This is a genomic window from Paenibacillus sp. FSL R7-0163, assembly GCF_037969975.1.
Taxonomy (GTDB): domain Bacteria; phylum Bacillota; class Bacilli; order Paenibacillales; family Paenibacillaceae; genus Paenibacillus_AQ; species Paenibacillus_AQ odorifer.
The window spans coordinates 6,660,331-6,682,649 of record NZ_CP150224.1; the positions used below are offsets into that span (position 1 = coordinate 6,660,331).

21 protein-coding genes are annotated in these 22,319 nt (G+C 42.3%); all 21 read left to right on the forward strand.

Annotation, left to right across the window (positions count from 1 at the left end; genetic code table 11):
* The first annotated feature begins 106 nt into the window (after positions 1-106).
* The 21 genes from NST45_RS29220 (at position 107) to argF (ending at position 22,171) form a co-directional block, all read left to right on the forward strand.
* Positions 107-1,723 (forward strand): glycosyltransferase, encoded by a 1,617-nt coding sequence (locus NST45_RS29220; RefSeq protein WP_339824405.1) that lies wholly within the window; start codon positions 107-109, stop codon positions 1,721-1,723.
* Between the two features lie 2 nt (positions 1,724-1,725).
* Positions 1,726-2,493, forward strand: coding sequence for a glucose-1-phosphate cytidylyltransferase (gene rfbF / locus NST45_RS29225; protein WP_339824407.1), 768 nt, complete (start codon positions 1,726-1,728; stop codon positions 2,491-2,493).
* A 3-nt stretch (positions 2,494-2,496) separates the two neighbouring features.
* On the forward strand, positions 2,497-3,567 hold the full coding sequence (gene rfbG, locus NST45_RS29230) for a CDP-glucose 4,6-dehydratase (RefSeq protein ID WP_339824409.1): 1,071 nt from the start codon (positions 2,497-2,499) through the stop codon (positions 3,565-3,567).
* A 23-nt stretch (positions 3,568-3,590) separates the two neighbouring features.
* A complete protein-coding gene (locus NST45_RS29235; RefSeq protein WP_339824411.1) occupies positions 3,591-4,820 on the forward strand; it encodes a class I SAM-dependent methyltransferase in 1,230 nt (409 codons plus the stop codon).
* Entirely contained in the window at positions 4,817-5,347 is a 531-nt protein-coding gene (gene rfbC / locus NST45_RS29240) for a dTDP-4-dehydrorhamnose 3,5-epimerase (RefSeq protein WP_339824413.1), read from the forward strand. The genes NST45_RS29235 and rfbC overlap by 4 nt, the downstream gene beginning before the upstream one ends.
* An 11-nt stretch (positions 5,348-5,358) precedes the next feature.
* Positions 5,359-5,847, forward strand: a complete 489-nt coding sequence (locus NST45_RS29245) for an acyltransferase (RefSeq protein WP_339824415.1) — start codon at positions 5,359-5,361, stop codon at positions 5,845-5,847.
* Positions 5,844-6,671: an NAD(P)-dependent oxidoreductase gene (locus NST45_RS29250; protein WP_339824417.1), complete on the forward strand. Its 828-nt coding sequence runs from the start codon at positions 5,844-5,846 to the stop codon at positions 6,669-6,671. The genes NST45_RS29245 and NST45_RS29250 overlap by 4 nt, the downstream gene beginning before the upstream one ends.
* Positions 6,672-6,996: 325 nt before the next feature.
* Positions 6,997-7,341, forward strand: a complete 345-nt coding sequence (locus NST45_RS29255; RefSeq protein ID WP_339824419.1) for a hypothetical protein — start codon at positions 6,997-6,999, stop codon at positions 7,339-7,341.
* Between the two features lie 230 nt (positions 7,342-7,571).
* Positions 7,572-7,961, forward strand: a complete 390-nt coding sequence (fliS, locus tag NST45_RS29260; protein ID WP_076107027.1) for a flagellar export chaperone FliS — start codon at positions 7,572-7,574, stop codon at positions 7,959-7,961.
* A complete protein-coding gene (locus tag NST45_RS29265; RefSeq protein WP_076107029.1) occupies positions 7,954-8,289 on the forward strand; it encodes a hypothetical protein in 336 nt (111 codons plus the stop codon). Before fliS ends, NST45_RS29265 begins: the two co-directional genes overlap by 8 nt.
* Before the next feature lie 235 nt (positions 8,290-8,524).
* Positions 8,525-8,722, forward strand: a complete 198-nt coding sequence (locus NST45_RS29270) for a cold shock domain-containing protein (RefSeq protein ID WP_019915069.1) — start codon at positions 8,525-8,527, stop codon at positions 8,720-8,722.
* Positions 8,723-9,039: 317 nt separating this feature from the next.
* Positions 9,040-10,473 carry an S-layer homology domain-containing protein gene (locus NST45_RS29275; RefSeq protein WP_339824421.1) on the forward strand — a complete coding sequence of 478 codons (1,434 nt, stop codon included), beginning with the start codon at positions 9,040-9,042 and terminating at the stop codon, positions 10,471-10,473.
* Between the two features lie 229 nt (positions 10,474-10,702).
* Complete coding sequence (raiA, locus tag NST45_RS29280) at positions 10,703-11,251, forward strand: ribosome-associated translation inhibitor RaiA (RefSeq protein ID WP_076107032.1); 549 nt, start codon at positions 10,703-10,705, stop codon at positions 11,249-11,251.
* 269 nt (positions 11,252-11,520) lie between these two features.
* The gene (gene secA, locus NST45_RS29285) at positions 11,521-14,028 is read left to right on the forward strand and encodes a preprotein translocase subunit SecA (RefSeq protein WP_076107034.1); all 2,508 of its coding nucleotides are present in this window, start codon (positions 11,521-11,523) and stop codon (positions 14,026-14,028) included.
* 366 nt (positions 14,029-14,394) lie between these two features.
* Positions 14,395-15,508 (forward strand): peptide chain release factor 2 gene (gene prfB, locus NST45_RS29290; protein ID WP_143758633.1). Its coding sequence is split into 2 segments (ribosomal slippage): positions 14,395-14,466 and positions 14,468-15,508, totalling 1,113 coding nucleotides; the frame shifts between segments, so codons are not numbered across the junction.
* A 99-nt stretch (positions 15,509-15,607) separates the two neighbouring features.
* Entirely contained in the window at positions 15,608-16,492 is an 885-nt protein-coding gene (locus tag NST45_RS29295) for a YitT family protein (protein WP_036678511.1), read from the forward strand.
* 183 nt (positions 16,493-16,675) lie between these two features.
* Entirely contained in the window at positions 16,676-17,725 is a 1,050-nt protein-coding gene (gene argC / locus NST45_RS29300; RefSeq protein ID WP_218642606.1) for an N-acetyl-gamma-glutamyl-phosphate reductase, read from the forward strand.
* A 20-nt stretch (positions 17,726-17,745) separates the two neighbouring features.
* Positions 17,746-18,978, forward strand: coding sequence for a bifunctional ornithine acetyltransferase/N-acetylglutamate synthase (gene argJ / locus NST45_RS29305; RefSeq protein ID WP_339824423.1), 1,233 nt, complete (start codon positions 17,746-17,748; stop codon positions 18,976-18,978).
* A 41-nt stretch (positions 18,979-19,019) separates the two neighbouring features.
* Positions 19,020-19,850, forward strand: coding sequence for an acetylglutamate kinase (argB, locus tag NST45_RS29310; RefSeq protein WP_339824425.1), 831 nt, complete (start codon positions 19,020-19,022; stop codon positions 19,848-19,850).
* A gap of 69 nt (positions 19,851-19,919) precedes the next feature.
* On the forward strand, positions 19,920-21,206 hold the full coding sequence (locus tag NST45_RS29315; RefSeq protein WP_339824427.1) for an acetylornithine transaminase: 1,287 nt from the start codon (positions 19,920-19,922) through the stop codon (positions 21,204-21,206).
* Positions 21,203-22,171, forward strand: a complete 969-nt coding sequence (argF, locus tag NST45_RS29320; RefSeq protein WP_339824429.1) for an ornithine carbamoyltransferase — start codon at positions 21,203-21,205, stop codon at positions 22,169-22,171. Before NST45_RS29315 ends, argF begins: the two co-directional genes overlap by 4 nt.
* Positions 22,172-22,319 lie beyond the last annotated feature (148 nt).

Consider the following 22,319-nt stretch of genomic DNA (forward strand, 5'->3'; position numbering starts at 1 on the left):
CGGATATCGTTTAAGCCTAACCTCTGGGCTGCCTTGTATATTTTTGGGTTATTTCACACCTTAAACACCTTAAAATATCAAGTTAACGAATGGAGAAAAATAAGGTATGTGGAAACAGCAAGTACAGGGATTTATTGAGACGGGCAACCTCGATGGTGCTAAAAGATTAGTAGCAGAGTTTGAAGAAACAATTGACGGGGTTGAATGTGTTGAGGTTCTTACTATTAAGGCTGCTATTGCTGTAGCGGAAAATAACTTGCAAGAGGCTGAAGCATATTTGCAAGAGGGATTACTGATTGATTCAGAATATATAGATTTGCTCTTTAATCTCGGATATATATATAAGTTACGTAACAATTTAATTCAATCAAATTATTATTTCAAAAAAGCACTAAGTGTAGCAAAAGATGTTGATATTATTAATATAATCGATCAATTTATGAATGAAAATAGACAACAAAGATTACTGACTGAGCATCCCCTTGTGAGTATTGTTCTTCTAGCGTATAACAAGTTAAGTTATACAAAATTGTGTGTGGAAAGTATATTGAAATATACTGAAAATATAAATTATGAGTTAATTCTTGTAAACAATGGTTCTACAGATGAAACCAAAGAATATTTTGATTCATTACCCTTTGCAAAACCTCTTCATCTTATAAACAACGTTGGACCTACCAATGGATTTAACGAAGGAATGAGAGTAGCAGTTGGCAAATATACAGCTTGTGTTTGTAATGATTTTATTTTCACTCCTCGTTGGCTAGAAAATTTATTAATATGTATAGAGTCAGATAAGAGAATAGGGTTTGTGTCACCTGGGGCTAGCACGATGAGTAATCTTCAGCAAATAAATGGTGACTATAATAATATTGAGGAAATGATACAATTCGCAGAGCGCTATAACCATTCAGATCCTCGTAAATGGGAAGAACGGGTAAGATTGCTTCCATGTGTATTACTGGCAAGAACAGAGTTGCTAAAGGATATTGATTATTATGATCCTAGATTTTATTATGGAGAGTTTGCTGATGATGATATTAGTTTCCGTATTCGAAGAGCAGGGTATAAACTAGTTTATTGTAGAGATACGTTCACTTATCACTTTGGCTCAGTTACGGTGCGGGAAGATCAAACTAATAATAATTCATTAGGTATAAGCAGGGATATTTTTAGAGCCAAGTATGACTTGGACTCATGGATAGATACTGCGTTTAATGCCCGTCTTCTTAATGAAATATCAGTAAAATTATCTAGTACTCATGCTTCAATTCTAGGTATAAATACAAAGTGTGGTAGTAATCCGTTACAGCTAAAAAACATGTTGAAGGACAAGGGAGTACGAAGTACTCATATCACTAATTACTGTATTGATAAGAAATATACAAAAGACATCAGAACAGTCTCAGATGATTTTTTTGAAGGAGAGATTGATTATCTTCATAAAAAATTAATAGGAATGAAATTTGATTATATTGTGTTTGAATACGAATCAGAACATCTTAATAGGTCGCCACAGATCATTGGAGAATTAAGTTCGCTGCTTAATCAAAGTGGACAATTAGCATTGAGTTTGAGTTACCCTGAATTTGATGAGGTTGTTATGAACAAGGATGTTGTTATACTTCAAAATTCTGGTCTCGCGATTTCTTACTATGAAGTCACAGCTAAAAACAATTCCTCTGAGGTGGAGTTGGAGATTATCCTTAGAAAGGATGTTTGACAGTGAAGGCAGTTATTTTGGCTGGTGGGTTAGGCACACGATTGAGTGAAGAGACAGTATTGAAGCCCAAACCAATGGTAGAGATTGGTGGATCTCCAATGCTTTGGCATATTATGAAAGTATATTCAAGCTACGGAATTAATGAATTTATCATATGTCTGGGTTATAAAGGGTATCTAATAAAAGAATTTTTCGCAAATTATTATATGCATACATCGGATGTTACATTCGATTTCAGAACTAATGAAATGCAAATCCATAAAAATAACTCGGAATCTTGGAAAGTAACATTAGTTGATACAGGTGAACACACCTTAACTGGAGGAAGGTTGAAAAAAGTTCAACAATACGTTGGTGATGAAGCTTTCTGTTTTACATATGGAGACGGATTGTCTGACGTAAATATATTAGAACTTGTAGACTTTCATAAGCACAAAAATCATCTTGCAACCGTAACAGCGGTTCGCCCTCCTGGAAGGTTTGGAGCGTTTGAGTTTCATAAAAATGAAATCATTGGATTTCAGGAAAAGCCGATGGGGGATGGAAACTGGATTAACGGTGGATTTTTTGTTCTTGAACCGGAGGTTTTTGACTTAATTAGTGGTGATAATACAACGTGGGAAGAAGAACCAATGGAGAAATTGGCCAAATCAGGAGAATTATCTGCCTTTATGCATGAGGGGTTCTGGCAACCGATGGACACTCTTAGGGATAAGAACAAGCTAGAAGAAATGTGGAGCACTGGAACCGCTCCTTGGAAGGTGTGGTGATCTATGAATACTAATTTTTGGGTCTCTAAAAAAGTGCTAATTACAGGACATACAGGCTTCAAGGGTAGTTGGTTATCATTATGGCTTCAGCATTTGGGAGCTGATGTATATGGATATAGTAGCCCAGTACCAGTGAGTGAACCACATTTATTTGGAATTGCTCAAGTTGCAAAAAACATGGACTCTACTTATGCTGACATCCTGGATTTCCAACGCCTGCAGTCTTTCATTCAAAAGGTTCGACCCGAGATCATCTTTCATCTTGCGGCTCAGCCTTTAGTCAGAGAGTCATATATTGATCCAGTTGCAACTTTCTCTATTAATGTTATGGGCACGGTAAACTTGTTAGAAATAGCTAGGCATACTGAATCTGTCAAAGTTGTCATCAACGTAACTACAGATAAATGCTATGAGAACACTAATAACTCAATACAGGGCTTTATGGAAAATGATCCTGTTGGAGGTTCTGATGCCTATAGTGCCAGTAAGGCTTGTTCAGAGATTGTTACTTCTGCCTATGAAAGATCGTTTTACTCGAATAGTGGTAAATTTCTATCTTCTGCAAGAGCAGGGAATGTAATAGGGGGAGGGGATTGGGCAAATGATCGGATAATTCCGGATATCATTCGATCTATTATCAATAAACAACCTTTAAATATTAGATATCCTCAAGCAATTCGACCTTGGCAGCATGTATTAGATTGTTTGAATGGATATTTACTGTTGGCTCAAAGTATGTGGGAGTCAGGTGCAAAGTATATAGGAGCTTGGAATTTTGGACCAGGTGAATCTTCAATTTTATCGGTTGCTCAGTTAATTGAAGAATGCAACAAGCATTTAGAGAATCGATTGAATGTGGTGTATGAATCCAACACGCAGCCTTATGAAGCTACAACACTGGTACTAAATAGTGATAAGGCTGCAAAGTTGCTAGATTGGAATATTATGTTGCCCATTCACCAATCAATTGAATGGACAATGGAATGGTATTCCTGCTATATGAGTAATAGGCTTAGCGATTTAACGTTAAGACAAATATGCCAATATGAAAACATTAATGCTTCTAGACTTTAATCACAATAAGGAGATATGAATGAATGTCGAACGGAATTTGTCGTTTTTGTGGTACAGAACTTAATACCGTATTTCTTGATTTGGGGATTTCCCCTTTGGCGAATTCCTATGTAAAGTCTGTAAGCCAAATGGAGTATATGTATCCATTAAGAACCTATGTCTGTGAAAATTGTTATTTGGTTCAGGTAGAGGATTTTGAGTCTCCAGAACATATATTTAGTGAATATGCATATTTCAGCAGTTATTCGGATAGTTGGTTAGAGCATTGTCGCAAATATGTTGAACATATGGTAGATATATTTCATTATACAAGTAACACAAATGTAGTTGAAATCGCCAGTAACGATGGTTATTTGCTGCAGTATTTCAAAGAAAAGGGTATTTCTGTGTTGGGAATTGAACCCGCAGCGAATGTTGCAAAATCTGCAATTGAAAAAGGGATAGACACTTCGGTGAACTTTTTTGGAACTGTATTAGCTAGATCCTTAAAGGGTGAGGGGAAGATGGCAGATCTCTTACTAGGTAATAATGTACTTGCCCATGTTCCTGACCTCAATGATTTTGTGGAAGGTATGAAAATTCTTTTGAAGCCTTACGGGACTATAACTATGGAATTCCCCCATTTACTACAACTAATAGAACATAATCAGTTTGATACAATTTATCATGAACATTATTCTTATTTTTCTTTTACAACAGTTTTCCGACTGTTTGCTAAGCATAATCTTTCGATTTATGATGTTGAACAGTTGGAGACTCATGGCGGTTCTATACGGATATATGCATGCCATTTAGAAAATAAAGATATTTCAGCAAGTACAGCTATTAATGAATTATTAGAAAAAGAATTATTGTTTGGTATGACAAATATTGAGATGTACAAGGGATTTCATACAAAGGCAGTTCAATTAAAAAGAACGATTTTGAGCTTTCTATTAGACCTTAAGGAACAAGGGAATACGATTGTAGGATACGGAGCGCCGGCTAAAGGAAATACGTTAATTAATTATTGTGGTATCGATCGTGATTATTTAAACTATACAGTTGATCGTAGTCCATATAAGCAAGGGACCTTTCTACCTGGTTCAAGAATCCCTATATATTCTCCCGATCTGTTGAAACAGACAAAACCAGATTATGTATTTATTCTGCCTTGGAATTTAAAAGAAGAGATTATAGAGCAGACTTCCTTTATCCGTGAATGGGGAGGTAAATGGATTATTCCGGTCCCTGAAGTGGTGGTGATTTCATGAAGTTTTTAGAAACGCCATTAAAAGGTGCTTATTTAATTGAAATTGAGCCTCATCAAGATGAACGGGGCTTCTTTGCGAGAACATTTTGTAAAGAGGAATTTATAAAACATGATTTGAAAGATGATTTTCTTCAATGTAATGTTTCTTTTAATCATAGACGAGGCACTGTAAGAGGCATGCATTATCAGGTCAAGCCTTTCGAAGAGACTAAATTGATACGATGTACAAGAGGTGCTATTTATGATGTTATCATAGACTTGTGCCAAACATCAGATACATATCTTAGATGGTATGCTATTGAATTGAATGAGAATAATGGTCGAATGCTGTATGTACCAGAGGGTTTCGCGCATGGATTTCAAACATTAGAGGATAATACAGAGGTCTTCTACCAAATGTCGGAATTCTATCATCCTGATTGTGCAACTGGTGTACGCTGGGACGATCCTACTTTTGGAATTCGTTGGCCATTAACAAACTATATTATGAATGATAAAGATAGAAACTTTCCGAATTGGAATTTGTAGGAGTGATCGAAATGCTTTTTATATCTGAACATGCTACAATTTCAAAATTTGCAGATATTGAACCTTCTCTACGAGGCACTCGAATTGTAATTAAAAAGGGTGTAATGATAGATTCCTTTGTTAAGATAAAACCTACCGGTGGTACTGGTGATGTCATAATTGGTGAAGATACTTATATAAATTCAGGGTGTGTTTTATATTCAGGTAATGGAATTAAAATTGGACAAGATGTCCTCATAGCAGCAAATTGTACTTTAGCACCCGTAAATCATGAGTTTCGATCTCGTCACCAGAAGATAAGAGAACAACGTTTTATGGAAGGTCGAGGCGGTATTGTAATAGAAGATGATGTATGGATCGGGGCAAATAGTGTTATCTTGGATGGTGCAATCTTGCGACAGGGATGTGTGGTTGGGGCAAATTCATTGGTGAATGGTGAGTTAAAGCCATATACGATTAACGTTGGCAATCCGGCGAAAATGGTAGGGGTGAGAGGATGAAAACTACTGTTATAGGAGCAAAAGGATTTATCGGACGCCATGTTATGCACAGACTAGGACAACTCGGGATTGAAGCATACGGACCTAGTCGTGAAGATTTAAGCTTATTCAATGACCATCTGGGGCATGTTATATATTGTGCCGGGGTTACCTCGGATTTTCGCCAACGCCCGTTTGACACGATAAGAGCACATATCAGTTTTCTAGCAGAATTATTAGAGAAGGCTACATTTGAATCATTTCTATATTTATCTTCAACTCGTGTCTATGTAAATCAAAACACCGATGAGATGGGTGAAGAAGAGGATCAACTCCTCGTAAATCCGTTTCAAGCGGAAGACTTATTTAACTTATCAAAAATTACCGGAGAATCTCTTTGTCTCATGGATAGCAGACCAAACGTGAGAGTGGCTCGTGTATCAAATGTCTGTGGAAATGATTTTTCTTCCAATAATTTCATCTACTCTATTATTAAAGATGCTGTAAATAATGGGAAGATTGTTCTTCAAACCACGTTAGATTCGGAAAAGGACTACATTACTGTAAGCGATGTAGCAGAGTTGCTTATTCAAATCTCACACAGTGGTAAAGAGCGCATGTATAATGTAGCAAGTGGTACTAATACTACTAATAAACAATGGGTTGAAGGAATTTCAGATCATACTGGTTGTGAAGTTGAATTGATATCAAATGCAAAAACAGTAAAATTTCCAGCGGTTAATATTTGTCGTGTGCAAGCTGATTTTAATTTCATACCGCAAAATTGTTTAAATATACTGGAGAATTTGATTCAACAATATGTTAATGGAAAGGAGCGTTTCTAATGGAACTATCCCTACCTTTATATAACTTTAAAGAGTACACATTAGCTCAACTTAATCATTTTTTTCAGACAAACAAATAGTTCGTTTTAAAGAAGTTGGGAACTCTCTATTTGATCTTGACTTAGATCGTACAGAGTATTGTTTTTCCAAGATAGCTTTGGAGTTTTACAGGAAAAATGGCACCACATTCCTCAATCATCTGCATTCCGATCAATACGCTGTTTTTCTTTGGTTCTTGTCGAATACCGTATGGAAAGAAAGTGGAGATACGGCATTAGCTAATAAAATTTTTTATATTAATAAAGCACTTCATGGATTTAGCTGTATGTATGATACGAACTTACCGAATATTTTTTTGCTCTTTCACACTGTGGGAACGGTGCTGGGCAAGGCTGAATATTCCGATTTCTTAGTCGTTGGGCAAGGTAGTACGGTTGGAGCTCAAAATGGAATCTATCCGAAGCTAGGGAAAGGTGTATCATTATTACCTTATTCCTCGATTGTTGGTAATTGTATAATTGGCGATAGAGTTTCGGTAGGGATTGGTGCTTCAGTCTATGAAAAGAACATTGAAAGTGGAATGGTTGTTTATAAAGAAATAGACGGATCTATTAGATGTAAATTTAAGCAAAGATGTTGGGCACAGCAGCATTTTTTAATAGATATATAACAGTTATATAGAGAAGATACAAACATTACTCGAGGTTTAACCAGTATTAACAAATTCTTGAGATTATTCGGAAAAAGACTGCAATAACATTCATCAAATGCCGATATATAAACTAAATACTAGTTCCCTCGTAACTATTGAATACGGAGTAGTAGCTATTAATGCCTATAAACTTAATGTAATAGAATGAAAAAGATTAAAAATGGACTTTTAAGTAAAGGGTGACACAAATGATAAATTCTCCTTATGAAAAATACCGTCAGTCATCGGTAAAAACATCGACCCCCTCACAGTTACTGATTATGTTATTTGATGGAGCGATTAGATTTGTAAGGGCGGGTATGGAAGGAATCGATTCAGTTGACTATCAAAAGACAAACATTAACCTGGGTAAAGCGCAGACAATTGTTAGTGAATTGATGTCAACACTGGATCCTACCTATGACATATCTAAAAGTTTGTATGATCTATACGAATATATAAATCATTTGTTGATTCAGGCGAATGTGAAGAAAGACAAGGTTCCTGCAGAAGAGGCGTTACAGTATTTGACTGAGTTCCGCTTAACTTGGTTGGAGGCGTCAAAGCTGGTACCAGCACACGAGAAGGCCCATGGATAATTGTATCTTAGAGTTAAACAAGATTACTCAAGATATTATTAATAGACTAGATAATTGTTCATATGAAGAATTAAATGATTTCGTCGAACAACGTCAAAATTTGATAGATCAGCTCGAACAGCAGGTAAGAAAACAGTCGATCGGTGTAATCGAGCAGCATCAGTTACGAGAGTTGTTGGAAGCCGATCCTATGATAATTGCAAGAATGCAACAACTTAAAAGTGAGGCAGCTAAGTGGCTTCAACAGAGAGAACAGGCCAAAACCCAACGCAACGCCTACGAGGCCGCCTACACCCCAGACAGTTTTCTTATGGATCGCAAAAAATAATTTTATCTCTGTTTCACTATAGGAGTAGACGGGTATTAAATACCGTCTGCTCCTTTTTTTGATCATTGTACCGAATCTATTTCTTGTTTATGGGAAATTTAATAGTTTATTTTACGTGGTAAATTATTGAATGTAAACATTTTCTTTTCCAATTGACAATAAAGAAGTTACGGTGGTATAGTCGAATTGTGAGCAAGACTCACGTTCATCTGATGACGAAGGGAATGTTTAATCAATGGAAGGTAAAGTAAAATGGTTTAACGCAGAAAAAGGTTATGGTTTTATCGAGACTGCAGACGGTGGCGACGTATTCGTACACTTTTCCGCGATTCAAACTGATGGTTTCAAGACATTGGATGAAGGTCAATCCGTAGAATTCGATATCGTTGAAGGTGCACGTGGACCACAAGCAGCTAACGTAATCAAATTATAATCATCCGGCGAAGCCGAACTACATATAAGTAGATGGTTAGCAATTTAGACAGCGCTAGCAGGGATCTTGGAATCTTCCAAGATCCTTTTTTTGTGCGTTCATATGTGTCTAGTATAGCCAATCCTAGTAAAGAAAATAGCCTATTTTGTAAATTCATTTTATGGAAAATGTTAGAACTCTGCAAAAGGTGGGTAATAGATATACGTTGAGCTGTTTATCTTACCTCGACACACACTATGTTAGCCTAGGTTACTACATTCACGAAGAAATTCAATATAGCCTAAGCTATCAAAACAATTAGGAGGGTGATTAGCAGGATGAAGAAGATGTGGCGCGGTCTTATGACCGGAATATTAGGTACTAGTATGTTATTGGGGTCTCTCGGCAGCGTATCTGCTGCAGCTGTACCTAAGGATATTCAAGGCCACTGGGCGCAAGGTCAGCTGCAGGAATGGCTAGATAGAGGTTACCTTGGAGGCTACCCAGATGGAACGGTAAAACCAAACAAAGCAATTACGCGTGGTGAGTATGTGACTATGGTAAATCGCCTGTTAGGGTTTACAACTAAAGCAACAGTAACTTTCAAAGACATGAAGAGCACAAACTGGAATTACAGTGAAGTGGCTAAAGCCGTGGAAGCTGGATATATCGGAGGATACGAGGATAATACGTTCCGTCCTAATAATCCGCTTACAAGAGAAGAAGCAGCTGTAATTACTGCAAAATTACTTAAATTGAGCACCAATACAACTTCGAACAAATTTAAAGACAATGCACAAATTGCAGCATGGGCAAAAGGTGCTGTAGCAGCCGCAGTGGAAAAGAAGATTGTTAACGGTTATCCAGATGGAACCTTTGGTCCTAAGAGATCGTTAACACGTGCCGAGGCTGTAGGTATTATCAATACTTCAGCTATCTATTATCCTGGTAGTGGCACAGGTGGTGGTGTAACACCTACACCAACTCCAACGGCTACTCCGACACCAACAGCTACACCAACCCCAACTGCTGCTCCAGGTGGTAGTACTGGCGGAGGTTCTGGCGGTGGTAACGGTGGCGGAAGTAGCACAGCGCCAACAGTAAGTGGGGCAACCTACGGTAATGTTGGTTCGGTCACAGCGGATGTATACCTGACACCTTCCGTAACTGGTGCAGTATACTATGTTGTAGCTCCTTATAATGCTGATGTAATTGCTCCAACTGCATTACAGGTGGAAAAAGGACAAATTAGTAACGGGACTGCAAGTGGTATCCATGGTAGTGTTGCGACTGTAGCTAACACAACGGTTACATTCTCTGTTTACGGATTGAATCCTGGTACAGAATATGCAACATATATCACGCTTGCGGATGCAGCTGGTAACTTGTCTACTGTAACGACAGTTCGGTTGACTACTGCTCAAGCTACTGCTAGCTCGATTTCGCTTTTTGAGCCAGGACAAGTTAGTACAGTTACAGCAGATGTATATATTAAATATGGTACGACAGGTGGCACTACAACACCAGTTAGATATGTAGTATTGCCAGCAAATGAGAAGGCACCTACTGCAGCACAGATTGCTTTAGGCCAAAATGGTAGCGGTACTGCACTGGCTGCTCCATGGACTGACACACTTACGTTTACTCCTGGTGTAAAACGTACACAGACCCTAACTGGTTTAGCAGCAAATACTGCCTATAAGGTATATGTTATTGCAGGATCGGGTTCTCAATGGTCTCCTGTAGAAATCATTCAAATTCATACCAAATAGCCTGACCTTATGTGATTTCATTCGGAGAATATAAGAGTGGGATCCGTACTATAATAACGACAGGTTTACTTTTGGTCCGGTAGGGCGATTGGTTGCTCTCACCGGACTTGTTTTATTTGTGAACGCTATGACAACATTTGTTATCTAAATGTAAGGGCTGTAAGGAATTGCTTTTTACTTAGCGCTTACAATTTGGTATAATGAAGGTGTAACTAAAGGAGGAGTGGCCATGCAATTCACCATTCGAGGTCAACAAATTGACGTGACCGACGCTTTGAGAGAGTATGTTGATAAGAAGCTCAGCAAACTTGAGAAGTATTTCGAAGCACCCCCTACCTCTGAAGGGGCTGTGACGCTTGGCGTAGTTCGCGGCCTTCATACGGTGGAAGTAACCATTCCGCTTGCTGGCGTGACGCTTCGTGCGGAAGATCGCAGCGATGACATGTATGCTTCCATAGACGCCGTTGTGGACAAGCTGGAACGTCAAATTCGCAAACACAAAACGAAGCTGAATCGGAAGTTCCGTCAAGAGGGACTCAAGACGCTGTTTGTGGATGGAGCTAGTGCCGCTGTTGCTGTAGAAGAACAAGATTATGATGATTTAGAAGTGGTTAGGAACAAACGCTTTACGATGAAGCCGATGGATGTGGAAGAAGCGATTCTTCAAATGAACATGGTAGGACATAATTTCTTTGTGTTTTCCAATATCGACACCTCGGAAGTTAGCGTAGTTTACAAACGTGATGATGGTAAATATGGACTGATTGAACAGGGCTAAGATACGATGATGCCAGTTATGCTCTAAGTATAAAGGGCCTCGAGAGTTAGTCAGGACTTAAGAAATTTAAACCGAGCCCCTATTCGCTTATAGCGAATAGGGCTCTTGTGCGTATATATGAAAAATGTGGCTGTTACACCTTGTATTGCGGCATCTCTTACAAACTGTTACAATTTATGAAGCAGCGGAATCGAATTTATAAATGGCCCTTTCAATTTTGTGAGGATGGGCTCGGTTCCACCATCTGTGTTGCATGAAAGGGGTTAACCATGCTAGGACTTGTAAAGAAAATATTCGGAGACACAAACGATCGTGACGTTAAACGTCTCATGAAGACAGTCGATGTAATTAATGGATTGGAGCCGGAATTTGTAGCACTATCCGATGAAGCTTTAAAAGCTAAGACGGAAGAGTTCCGCGCCCGTATTGAGAAAGGCGAAACCTTGGAAGAAATTCTTCCTGAGGCGTTTGCAACCGTACGTGAAGCTTCCAAACGGACGCTTGGCATGCGGCATTTTGATGTACAGTTAATTGGTGGTATGGCTCTGCATGAAGGCCGAATCTCCGAGATGAAGACTGGTGAAGGTAAGACTCTAGTAGGAACATTGCCGGTGTACTTGAATGCTTTGCTTGGTAAAGGCGTACACGTTGTAACGGTCAATGACTATTTGGCTCAGCGCGACAGCGCACAAATGGCACAAATCTATAACTTCCTGGGCATGACGGTTGGGGTTAACCTAAGCGGTATGGACCATGCTGATAAACAAGATGCTTACGCCTGCGATATTACGTATGGCACGAACAACGAATTTGGTTTCGATTATTTGCGTGACAACATGGTGCTTTATAAAGAACAAATGGTTCAGCGCCCTCTTTATTTCTGTATTATTGATGAAGTGGACTCCATTCTTATTGATGAAGCCCGTACACCTCTTATCATTTCCGGACAAGCTGAGAAGTCTACTGAATTGTACTTTGCAGCAGACCGTTTTGTGAAAAAGCTTAAAGCTGAAGAAGACTACACAGTTGATATCAAAGTGAAGTCCGTAGCCTTGACTGAAAAAGGTGTAGCTACTGCTGAACGCGCTTTTGGTATTGAGAACTTGTATGATCACAGTCATGTAACCTTGAATCACCATATCGTCCAAGCCCTGAAAGCAAACGTAATTATGCGTCGTGACGTAGACTACGTTGTTAACGAGGGTGAGGTCGTTATTGTTGATGAATTTACGGGACGTTTAATGTCAGGCCGTCGTTATAGTGACGGTTTGCATCAAGCGATTGAAGCGAAGGAAGAAATCGAAGTACAGAATGAGAGCATGACGCTTGCTACGATTACTTTCCAGAACTATTTCCGTATGTATCGCAAATTGGGTGGTATGACAGGTACAGCTAAAACTGAGGAAGAAGAGTTCAAGAAGATTTATGGTCTTGAAGTTCTTCAAGTCCCTACGAATAAACCGAATCAGCGCGTAGATATGCCAGATGTCGTCTACAAGAGTGAGAACGGTAAGTTCAACGCTGTTGTGGCAGAAATTGTAGAGCGTCACAAAAAGAACCAACCTGTACTTGTTGGTACAGTATCGATTGAGAATTCAGAGCTCGTATCTGAAATGCTGAAGCGCAAAGGCGTTAGACACCAAGTGCTTAACGCGAAGCATCACGCTGCTGAAGCTGAAATCATTACACATGCAGGTCAGCCAGGTACAGTTACGATTGCTACCAACATGGCAGGTCGTGGTACGGACATCGTTCTGGGCGAAGGTGTGACAGATCTTGGAGGTCTGCATATCATTGGTACAGAGCGTCATGAATCGCGCCGGATTGATAACCAGCTGCGTGGTCGTGCGGGTCGTCAAGGGGACCCAGGTTCTACACAATTCTACTTATCCCTTGGTGATGAGTTGATGAAGCGTTTTGGCGCTGACAACGTTTTGAGTATGATGGATCGCCTTGGGTTTGAGGAAGATCAGCCGATTGAGAGCCGCATGATTACGCGTGCTGTGGAATCTGCTCAGAAACGTGTTGAAGGTAATAACTTTGATATTCGTAAAGTCGTATTGCAATATGATGACGTGATGAATCAACAGCGTGAAATTATTTATAAACAACGCCGTGAGATTCTGGAGTCTGAAAATATTAAAGATATCGTACTTGAAATGATCAAGCCGGTTATTGAACGTATTGTTCACGCACACTGCAGTGACGATATTCCTGAGAACTGGGAGCTGCAAGAAGTTGCTGATTACGTAAACAGCAAGCTGCTTGAAGAAGGTGCTTTGACTCGCGATATTCTGTGGGGCAAAGAAGCAGAAGAGATCATTGAGTACATCTTCGAACGTGTACTTGAGAAATATGCTGCTCGTGAAGAACGCCTGGGTTCAGAATTGGTGCGTGAATTCGAGAAGGTAATCGTGCTGCGCTCTGTAGACAGCAAGTGGATGGATCACATCGATGCGATGGATCAATTGCGTCAAGGGATTCACCTGCGTGCTTACGGTGGTACAGATCCACTTCGCGAGTATCAATTCGAAGGTTTCGAAATGTTTAATACTATGACGGCTACGATTCAAGAAGAAGTAGCTACTTATATTATGAAGGCTCACATCGAGACAAATCAGGAGCGTCAATCCGTTGTAGAGGAAAATAAAATTTCCACTAACAGCGAACCTGCTGAGAAACGTCCGGTACATGTTGAGGCTGCGGCTGGTCGTAATGATCTTTGCCCTTGCGGAAGTGGCAAGAAGTACAAGAACTGCCACGGTCAAAACGCATAAGACAAACGTTTAGTAGCGCTCATATTCAGGTGTTGAAGATGTAAGTCTTTAACCCTGATCTCTATGGGTATACTAACCATAAAGAGCGGCTGGGCCCGGGGGTATCCCCCGTTTACGGCCCAGTCGCTTTTTTTGGATATTTAGCACTTGAGTGAATGAGGAATGGAGAGAAGGTTTGGAACTGGAGAAACGGAGTGATCGCCTTTGTTTCTGGATTCCAACCGCTATGCGGTTATCAATTCAAGGAATCTGGAAACAACAGCGATCGGAAGTCCAATCCTTCTCGGAATGGCTGAACATTCACTCATTACTAACTTTCCAATAGCGAGGACCGTAACAACCTATTTTGAAAGGTGAAGTGACCATATGATTGAAGCTAATGTAAAGCAGGATCTGCGTGAAATAGGCAAGAAACTAACTGACCTTAGGGGGTCTCTTTGACTTAGATCTTAAGCAAGAGATGATCTCGAACTTTGAAGAAAAAATGGCTGCTCCAGGCTTCTGGGATAATCCAGAGCAGGCACAGAGCGTGATCGGCGAGATGAATGCCGTGAAATCGTCCGTGGATCAATACGAGAAGCTGCAACAAGAATACGACGATGCTGCAATGATGGCGGAGCTTGCGGATGAAGAGGGCGATGAAGGTCTTGCGGCAGAGATTGGGGAGACGATCAGCAGTTTAGGCAGTAAAGTTGATGAATTCGAGCTGCAATTGCTACTTAACCAGCCGTATGACAAGCTGAATGCTATTCTTGAGCTCCATCCGGGTGCGGGCGGTACGGAATCCCAAGACTGGGGCCAGATGCTGCTGCGGATGTATACTCGTTGGGCTGAAAAACGTGGATTCAAGGTTGAGGTGCTGGACTACTTACCGGGTGATGAAGCGGGAATTAAGAGTGTCACACTACTTATTAAAGGCTTCAACGCCTACGGATATCTGAAAGCTGAAAAAGGTGTACATCGGCTAGTACGGATTTCTCCGTTTGACTCTTCGGGCAGAAGACATACTTCTTTTGTATCCTGTGATGTCGTTCCGGAAATTGCCGATGATGTAGAGGTTGAGATTCGTACGGAGGATCTTAAGATCGATACGTATCGTGCAAGTGGCGCCGGTGGACAGCATATTAATACCACAGACTCCGCGGTACGGATTACTCACTTACCTACGGGTGTGGTGGTAACCTGTCAGAACGAACGTTCACAGATCAAAAACCGCGAACAAGCGATGAAAATGCTGCGTTCCAAGCTATATGAGCGCAAACTGCAAGAGCAACAGCAGCATTTGGATGAGATTCGCGGTGAGCAATCCGATATTGCTTGGGGCAGTCAGATCCGTTCCTATGTATTCCATCCGTATAACATGGTTAAGGATCACCGTACTTCCGTGGAAACGGGGAATGTTGGCGCTGTGATGGACGGAGATATTGATGCATTCATTGATGGTTACTTGCGTAGCCAGATCAAGATTGAGGCAGAATAAAAGAGAGTTTCGGGGAAACGGATACCATTCATGGATTAGGATGGGATGGCCGTTTCTTCTTTCGTAGAGCAAGATGACACTTTAAGGAGAGCCTTTGAAATGCAAAAAGTCAATTCACGTAATAAACCCCCACTGATTCCTCTGAATGGGCCACTCCGACATGTGGTGGATACGATGTTAATTTTGCTCGGATCGCTAGTTACAGCGCTGGGGTTTAATCTTTTTTTTCTGCCTAATCATATTGCTTCTGGTGGTGTATCCGGTCTGTCTGTATTGGCTGAAGCTTGGTTTGGGGCTGAACCGGCATTTACGCAGTGGGCGCTTAATATTCCGTTGTTTGTACTCGGGGTAATCTTCTTGGGTAAACAATACGGAGTTCGCTCGCTGCTTGGGAGCTTTGTGTTGCCGCTCTTTATCTTGTTGACAAAAGATTTGCCTGCACCTACCACCAATCCACTCTTAGCCTCCATTTATGGCGGTATCTGTGTGGGGGTGGGGTTAGGTCTTGTGTTCCGCGGACGGGGCTCGACAGGTGGACTTACTATTTTGGCGCAGATTATTCAAAAGATATCCGGTCTCAGCTTCTCGATTTCCGTAGTGCTGCTGGACGGGACGGTTATTGTGCTGGCTGCTTTTATACTCGGTATGGAACAAGCACTATATGCACTGATCGGTCTGTTTGTTACAGGTAAGGCGATTAATGCGATAGAGGTAGGCTTCCGTTATACAAAGGTGGCTTACATAATCTCGGACAAGACGGAAGAAATATCTGAGGCGATTTTAAATGATCTGGATCGGGGTCTGACGAAGCTGGATGCACATGGCGGTTATACTGGTGATGAGCGTACGGTGTTGATGGTTGTAGTAGGCCAGAATGAGGTTTCCAGATTAAAAGCGATTGTTCAATCGGTAGATACTAGTGCTTTTGTGATTATAACTGAGGCGCATGAGGTGCTGGGTGAAGGGTTTAAAAGAGAAGTGTAATTTCTCCTCAAGGAGAAGCTATGCTTCTCTTTTTTTGTAAATACAATTATATTTAGGAATAAAGAAAGTTAACACTATGTGTTGTATTTATATTAATTGAGTCGTATAATAATACATATTTCTAAGACGGTATGCATTATATTATTTATTATAATTCATGATAAGCAGGAAGTGGGGATGACAGTGGAAGGCAAGCTGAGAGCGGCGATTGTTGGATCAACGGGTTATGGGGGCGTAGAGCTGATTCGGCTGCTACAAAGTCATCCTAAGGTAGAGATTACTTCGGTAATTTCCTCATCAAGTGCAGGGGATGCTATAGAGGAAGGTTTTCCGCATTTGACGGGTATCATTGATCGAAGGCTGGATGGCGTTGACCCGGCTCAGATGGCTGAGCGGGCAGATGTGGTATTTACGGCGACGCCGTCGGGTGTGAGCGCAAAGCTGGTACCGCAGCTGCTGGAAGCTGGACTTAAGGTCGTGGATCTGTCCGGTGATTTCCGATTAAAGGATGGTGCAGATTATGAGCACTGGTATAAACATCCCGCTCCGGCTGATGAATATCTAGAGCAGGCTGTATACGGACTTTGCGAGGTGTTTGGAGAGCGTGCGGCTGGGGTTGATTTTATATCTAATCCAGGCTGTTATCCTACTGCTACACTTCTTGGACTAATTCCTGCAATTCAGGCAGGTTGGATTAAGCATGACAGTATTATTATTGATGCGAAATCAGGAGTTACTGGAGCAGGACGCGGAACAAGCCTGATGGTGCACTACGCAGAGATTAATGAGAACTTTAAAGCTTATAAAATCAATAAGCATCAACATATACCAGAAATTGAGCAGACACTAACAGAGGTTGCTGGAGAAAAGGTAACGGTAACGTTCACCACACATCTCGTGCCGATGAGCCGGGGAATTATGAGTACGATGTATGCAGGGATGACGGACAATTATACGGAGCAGGATTTTGTGAATTTATACCGTGAATATTATGCGGGCCGGCCATATGTGCGGGTGCGTGATATAGGTGTGATTCCGGCGACAAAAGAAGTTAGCGGCTCTAATTATTGTGATATCGGATTTGCAACAGATACTCGTACAGGGCGGGTGACCATAGTCTCCGTCATTGATAATGTTGTAAAAGGTGCGGCAGGGCAGGCAATACAGAACCTTAATTTGATGATGGGATGGGAGGAAACCCTTGGCCTCGGCTACACACCTGTGTATCCATAAGGATCAGCGGTACAAATAATATGAGCGAGATTGAGTTATTTACCACCTTGGAGGGTGGAAGCATCACTTCACCTAAGGGTTTTAAGTCCGGAGGATTGCATTGTGGATTAAAAAAAACAGATCGCAACGATCTCGGAGTGATTCTGTGTGAAGTTCCGGCAACGGCTGCGGCTGTGTATACGACGAATGTTTTTCAGGCGGCTCCGCTGAAAGTGACTCGGGAAAGCCTTTCGAACGGAGTATTGCAGGCGGTTATCGTGAACAGCGGGAATGCCAATGCCTGCACAGGCGAACAAGGTGAAGCAGATGCTTATGAGATGCGCGCTGCTGCGGCTAAGCATTTAGGTGTGGCCGTTAATGATGTGGCAGTTGCTTCGACTGGAGTTATCGGTGAACTGTTGAAGATGGATTGCGTACGTAGCGGAATTACTGCAATACCAGAGAAGCTGGACGGAGGAGCTATTGGCGCGGAAGAATTCTGCCAAGCTATACTTACCACTGATTTAGTTAAAAAAGAGATCGCCGTGAAGGTGCTCGTTGGCGGTGTAGAAGTTACAATTGCCGGAGCTGCAAAGGGCTCAGGGATGATCCATCCTAACATGGCTACCATGCTTGGCTTTATGACCACGGATGCTGATATTGCAGCGGAGGATTTGCTTAGTCTTTTACGTTCAGCTACGAATGTTACTTTTAATAGGATTACAGTCGATGGAGATACTAGCACCAATGATATGTTAGTGTCGATGGCGAGTGGGCTTGCCGGTAATGAGAAGCTGACACGGCTGCATCCGGATTGGGACGCTTTTGCTGCTGGATTCACTTATGTGTGCCAGACGCTTGCCAAAGCGATTGCTCGAGATGGCGAAGGTGCAACTCACCTGATTGAGGTTCAAGTGAATGGTGCTGTTCATGATGAGGCGGCGGCAGCGATTGCCAAGACAGTGGTTGGTTCTAGTCTAGTGAAATCTGCTATTTTTGGAGCGGATGCGAACTGGGGGCGGATTATTGCTGCGGTTGGACGCGCGGGTGTTCCGGTATCGCCGGAGCATGTGAACATTTCGTTAGGGGATATTGAGGTGCTTTTGCACTCGAAGCCAGTTGCTTTTGACGAGGAAAAGGCTTTGGCCTATTTGCAAAAAAGTGAAACTGTGCTGATCACTGTAGATCTGCATGATGGAAGCGGAAAAGCAACGGCTTGGGGCTGTGACCTAACTTACGATTATGTGCGTATTAACGCCGCATATCGCACTTAATTTATGGCGTGTTAAGCCCATAAGGGAAGGATACCGATCATATGACGCTAAATAGCGAGCTTGAACTTATAGATGCTTTAGATGGTAGTGGATTGTTTGTAATGAAATGCGGCGGCAGTACGCTTGCCGCTCTACCTGATTCTTTTTTTGAGGATTTGCGAGATTTGCAGGAAGAGGGCATTCAGCCAGTAATTGTTCATGGTGGAGGGCCAGCCATTTCTGAGAATCTAGCCAAACTGGGCATTGAAAGCAGCTTTGTGAATGGCCTGCGAGTAACCACCGAGGAAGTACTAGATGTTGTAGAGATGACCCTGGCAGGGAGTATAAACAAGGCGATTGTCCGGCGAATTCAAGGGAGCGGCGGTCTAGCTCTGGGGCTTTCGGGCATCGATGGCAATATGATTATTGCTAAACCAGTGGCGAACAGCGCCGAAGTAGGTTTGGTAGGAGAAGTAACAGAAGTTAAGGCTGAGATCTTAACTGGTATTGTTGGGATGGGTTATATTCCTGTCATTGCACCTATCGGAGTAGATACAGCAGGTCAGCGCTACAACATTAACGCAGATACGGCAGCAGGGGCAGTTGCTTCCTATGTGGAGTCTCCCAAAATGATCGTCGTCACAGATGTGCCAGGCATCATGAGTACAGTGGAAGGTGAAAAGATTGTGCTTCCCTCCGTTACTGTACAGGAAATTGAAGCCTTGATCGAAAGTGGAGAAATCTACGGTGGCATGATCCCTAAAGTGCGGGCAGCTTTAGATTGCATTCAGGGCAGCGTATCAGAGGTTATCATTGTGGATGGAAAAGAACCGCGGGTGCTTAGTCGAGTACTGCAAGGTGAAGCGATAGGTACACGTATTATTCGTTCGTAGAATCATAGATGAATACAAATTAGAGGCGCAGCCTGTTCACAGGAGCAGCCGATGGGAGAGTGACTTAGAATGAGCAAGCTTACACAAGCGGAGTTGGATTCGCAAGCAGGGGCACAGCAGACCGATACAGTAGGATCAGGTACACCGGATGTTGCAGCAGGCAAGCTGAGTGCAGTGTTCCCTTCTTACGCCAGATATGATATCAGCTTAGTTAAAGGCAAGGGTACCTGGGTATGGGATGATAAAGGCAATAAGTATCTGGATTTCACCAGTGGATTGGCTGTGACCAGTCTAGGTCATGCTCCTGAAAAAGTCGGCGCTAAGCTGAAGGATCAGATTGATACGCTCTGGCATGTCTCGAATCTGTTCCATATTCCGGGACAAGATAAAGTTGCCAACCTTTTGACAGAGAATAGCTGCGCTGATCAAGTGTTTTTCTGCAATAGCGGGGCAGAAGCGAATGAGGCTGCTATTAAGCTGGCCCGCCGTTACCATCAGAAGATTAAAGGTGTCGACCGTTATGAGGTTATCACATTCGAACAATCCTTCCATGGACGCACACTGGCAACACTAACAGCTACAGGCCAGCAAAAGGTAAAAGAAGGCTTCCTGCCGCTTCCAGCAGGTTTCAAGACCGTACCCTTGCATGATCTCCCAGCGTTAGAAGCTGCTATCGGAGATCATACAGCTGCTATCATGCTGGAGATGGTACTTGCAGAGGGTGGCGTGCTTGAGGTAGAACCTGAGTTCTTGAACGCTGTAGTGGCCTTGTGTAAGAAACACGGATTGCTTCTGATTGTAGATGAAGTACAGACAGGTATGGGACGTACAGGCAAGCTGTTCGCTCATCAGCATTATGGAATTGAGCCGGATATTTTCACCTTGGCTAAGGGGATTGCTAGTGGGTTCCCGGCAGGTTTAATGCTTGGCAAAGGATATTTGCGTGAAGCCTTCTCAGCGGGCAGCCATGCGTCCACCTTCGGGGGAACACCGCTAGCAACAGCTGTTATGGCAGCAACGATTGAGACGATGCTGGAAGATGAGCTTCCACAGCGCGCCGAAGATATGGGTAAGTACCTGACAGGTCTTTTGAAAGAGAAGCTGGCGGATTGTTCTTTTGTGAAGGATATCCGTGGTAAAGGGCTGTTGATCGGGATTGAATGTCAATCCCCAGTAGGCGATATTGTACTGGCTGGACAAAAGAAAGGCCTGTTGTTCGTGACAGCCGGTCCTAATGTTCTTCGTCTGCTGCCAAATCTATATGTAAGCAAAGAGGAGATCGACCAAGCGGTGGACATCCTATGCGAACTCATTCATACTTATGCTAAACAAGCAAACGGGGAGGTAAGCTCATGAGTCAGGGCGTACAGAGTAACAAGCACACCATTGCGCAGCAACTGAAAGGCCGTGATTTACTGGAGCTGAACGATTACAGCCCGGAGGAAATTACGTATCTGATTGATTCGGCGATTGAGCTTAAGAAGAAGCAGAAAAATGGCGAAGAATTTCAGCCGCTGAAGGGAAAGACGATTGGACTTATTTTTGAAAAATCCTCTACACGTACGCGTGTGTCGTTTGAAGTTGGAATGTATCAGCTGGGAGGGCATGCCCTTTTCTTGAGCAAAAATGATATCCAGCTTGGACGCGGAGAAACTGTTGGTGATACAGCGCAAGTAATGTCACGTTATCTCGATGGAATTATGATCCGTACCTTCGGTCATGACAAGGTTGAAGATCTCGCTCGTTATGCTTCTATTCCGGTAATCAATGGTCTTAGTGACCTGGCACATCCTTGCCAAGTGCTGGCGGATTATCAAACAATTTATGAGCACAAAGGAAAGCTCAAAGGCCTGAAGCTGGCTTACATCGGCGATGGCAACAATATGGCGCATTCCTTAATGATTGGCGGAGCTAAGCTGGGCGTGGACGTATCTATCGCCGGACCGGAAGGTTATGAGCCGGATGAAGCGGTTGTCGCAGAAGCTCGTGAGATCGCTAAAGAAACCGGAGCGAAGATTGTGATCACTCGCAGCCCGCAAGAAGCTGTACAAGACGCTGACGTCATCTATACAGATGTATGGGCGAGTATGGGCTTCGAGGAGGAGCAAAAGGCACGCGAAGCGGCATTCAAGGACTATCAGGTCAATGAGGAGCTTGTAAAAGGCGCTAAGAGCGATTATCTCTTCCTGCACTGTCTGCCAGCCCACCGTGAGGAAGAGGTCAGCACAGGCGTGATTGACGGCCCTAACTCGGTGATCTTTGATCAGGCTGAGAACCGCCTGCATGCGCAAAAAGCTTTAATGGCTGCGTTGATGAGTTAAGGAATTATAGATAATTAGGATTGAACTTATATTGGTCTAAGATTATATAAAATACTATATAAGATGAACTTAATAAGTAGCGCTGGAATTCCGGTGCGGAGCAATGAAGTGAAAGTTTGGAACTGTAGGAGCGTTAGCGTTCGCCTTT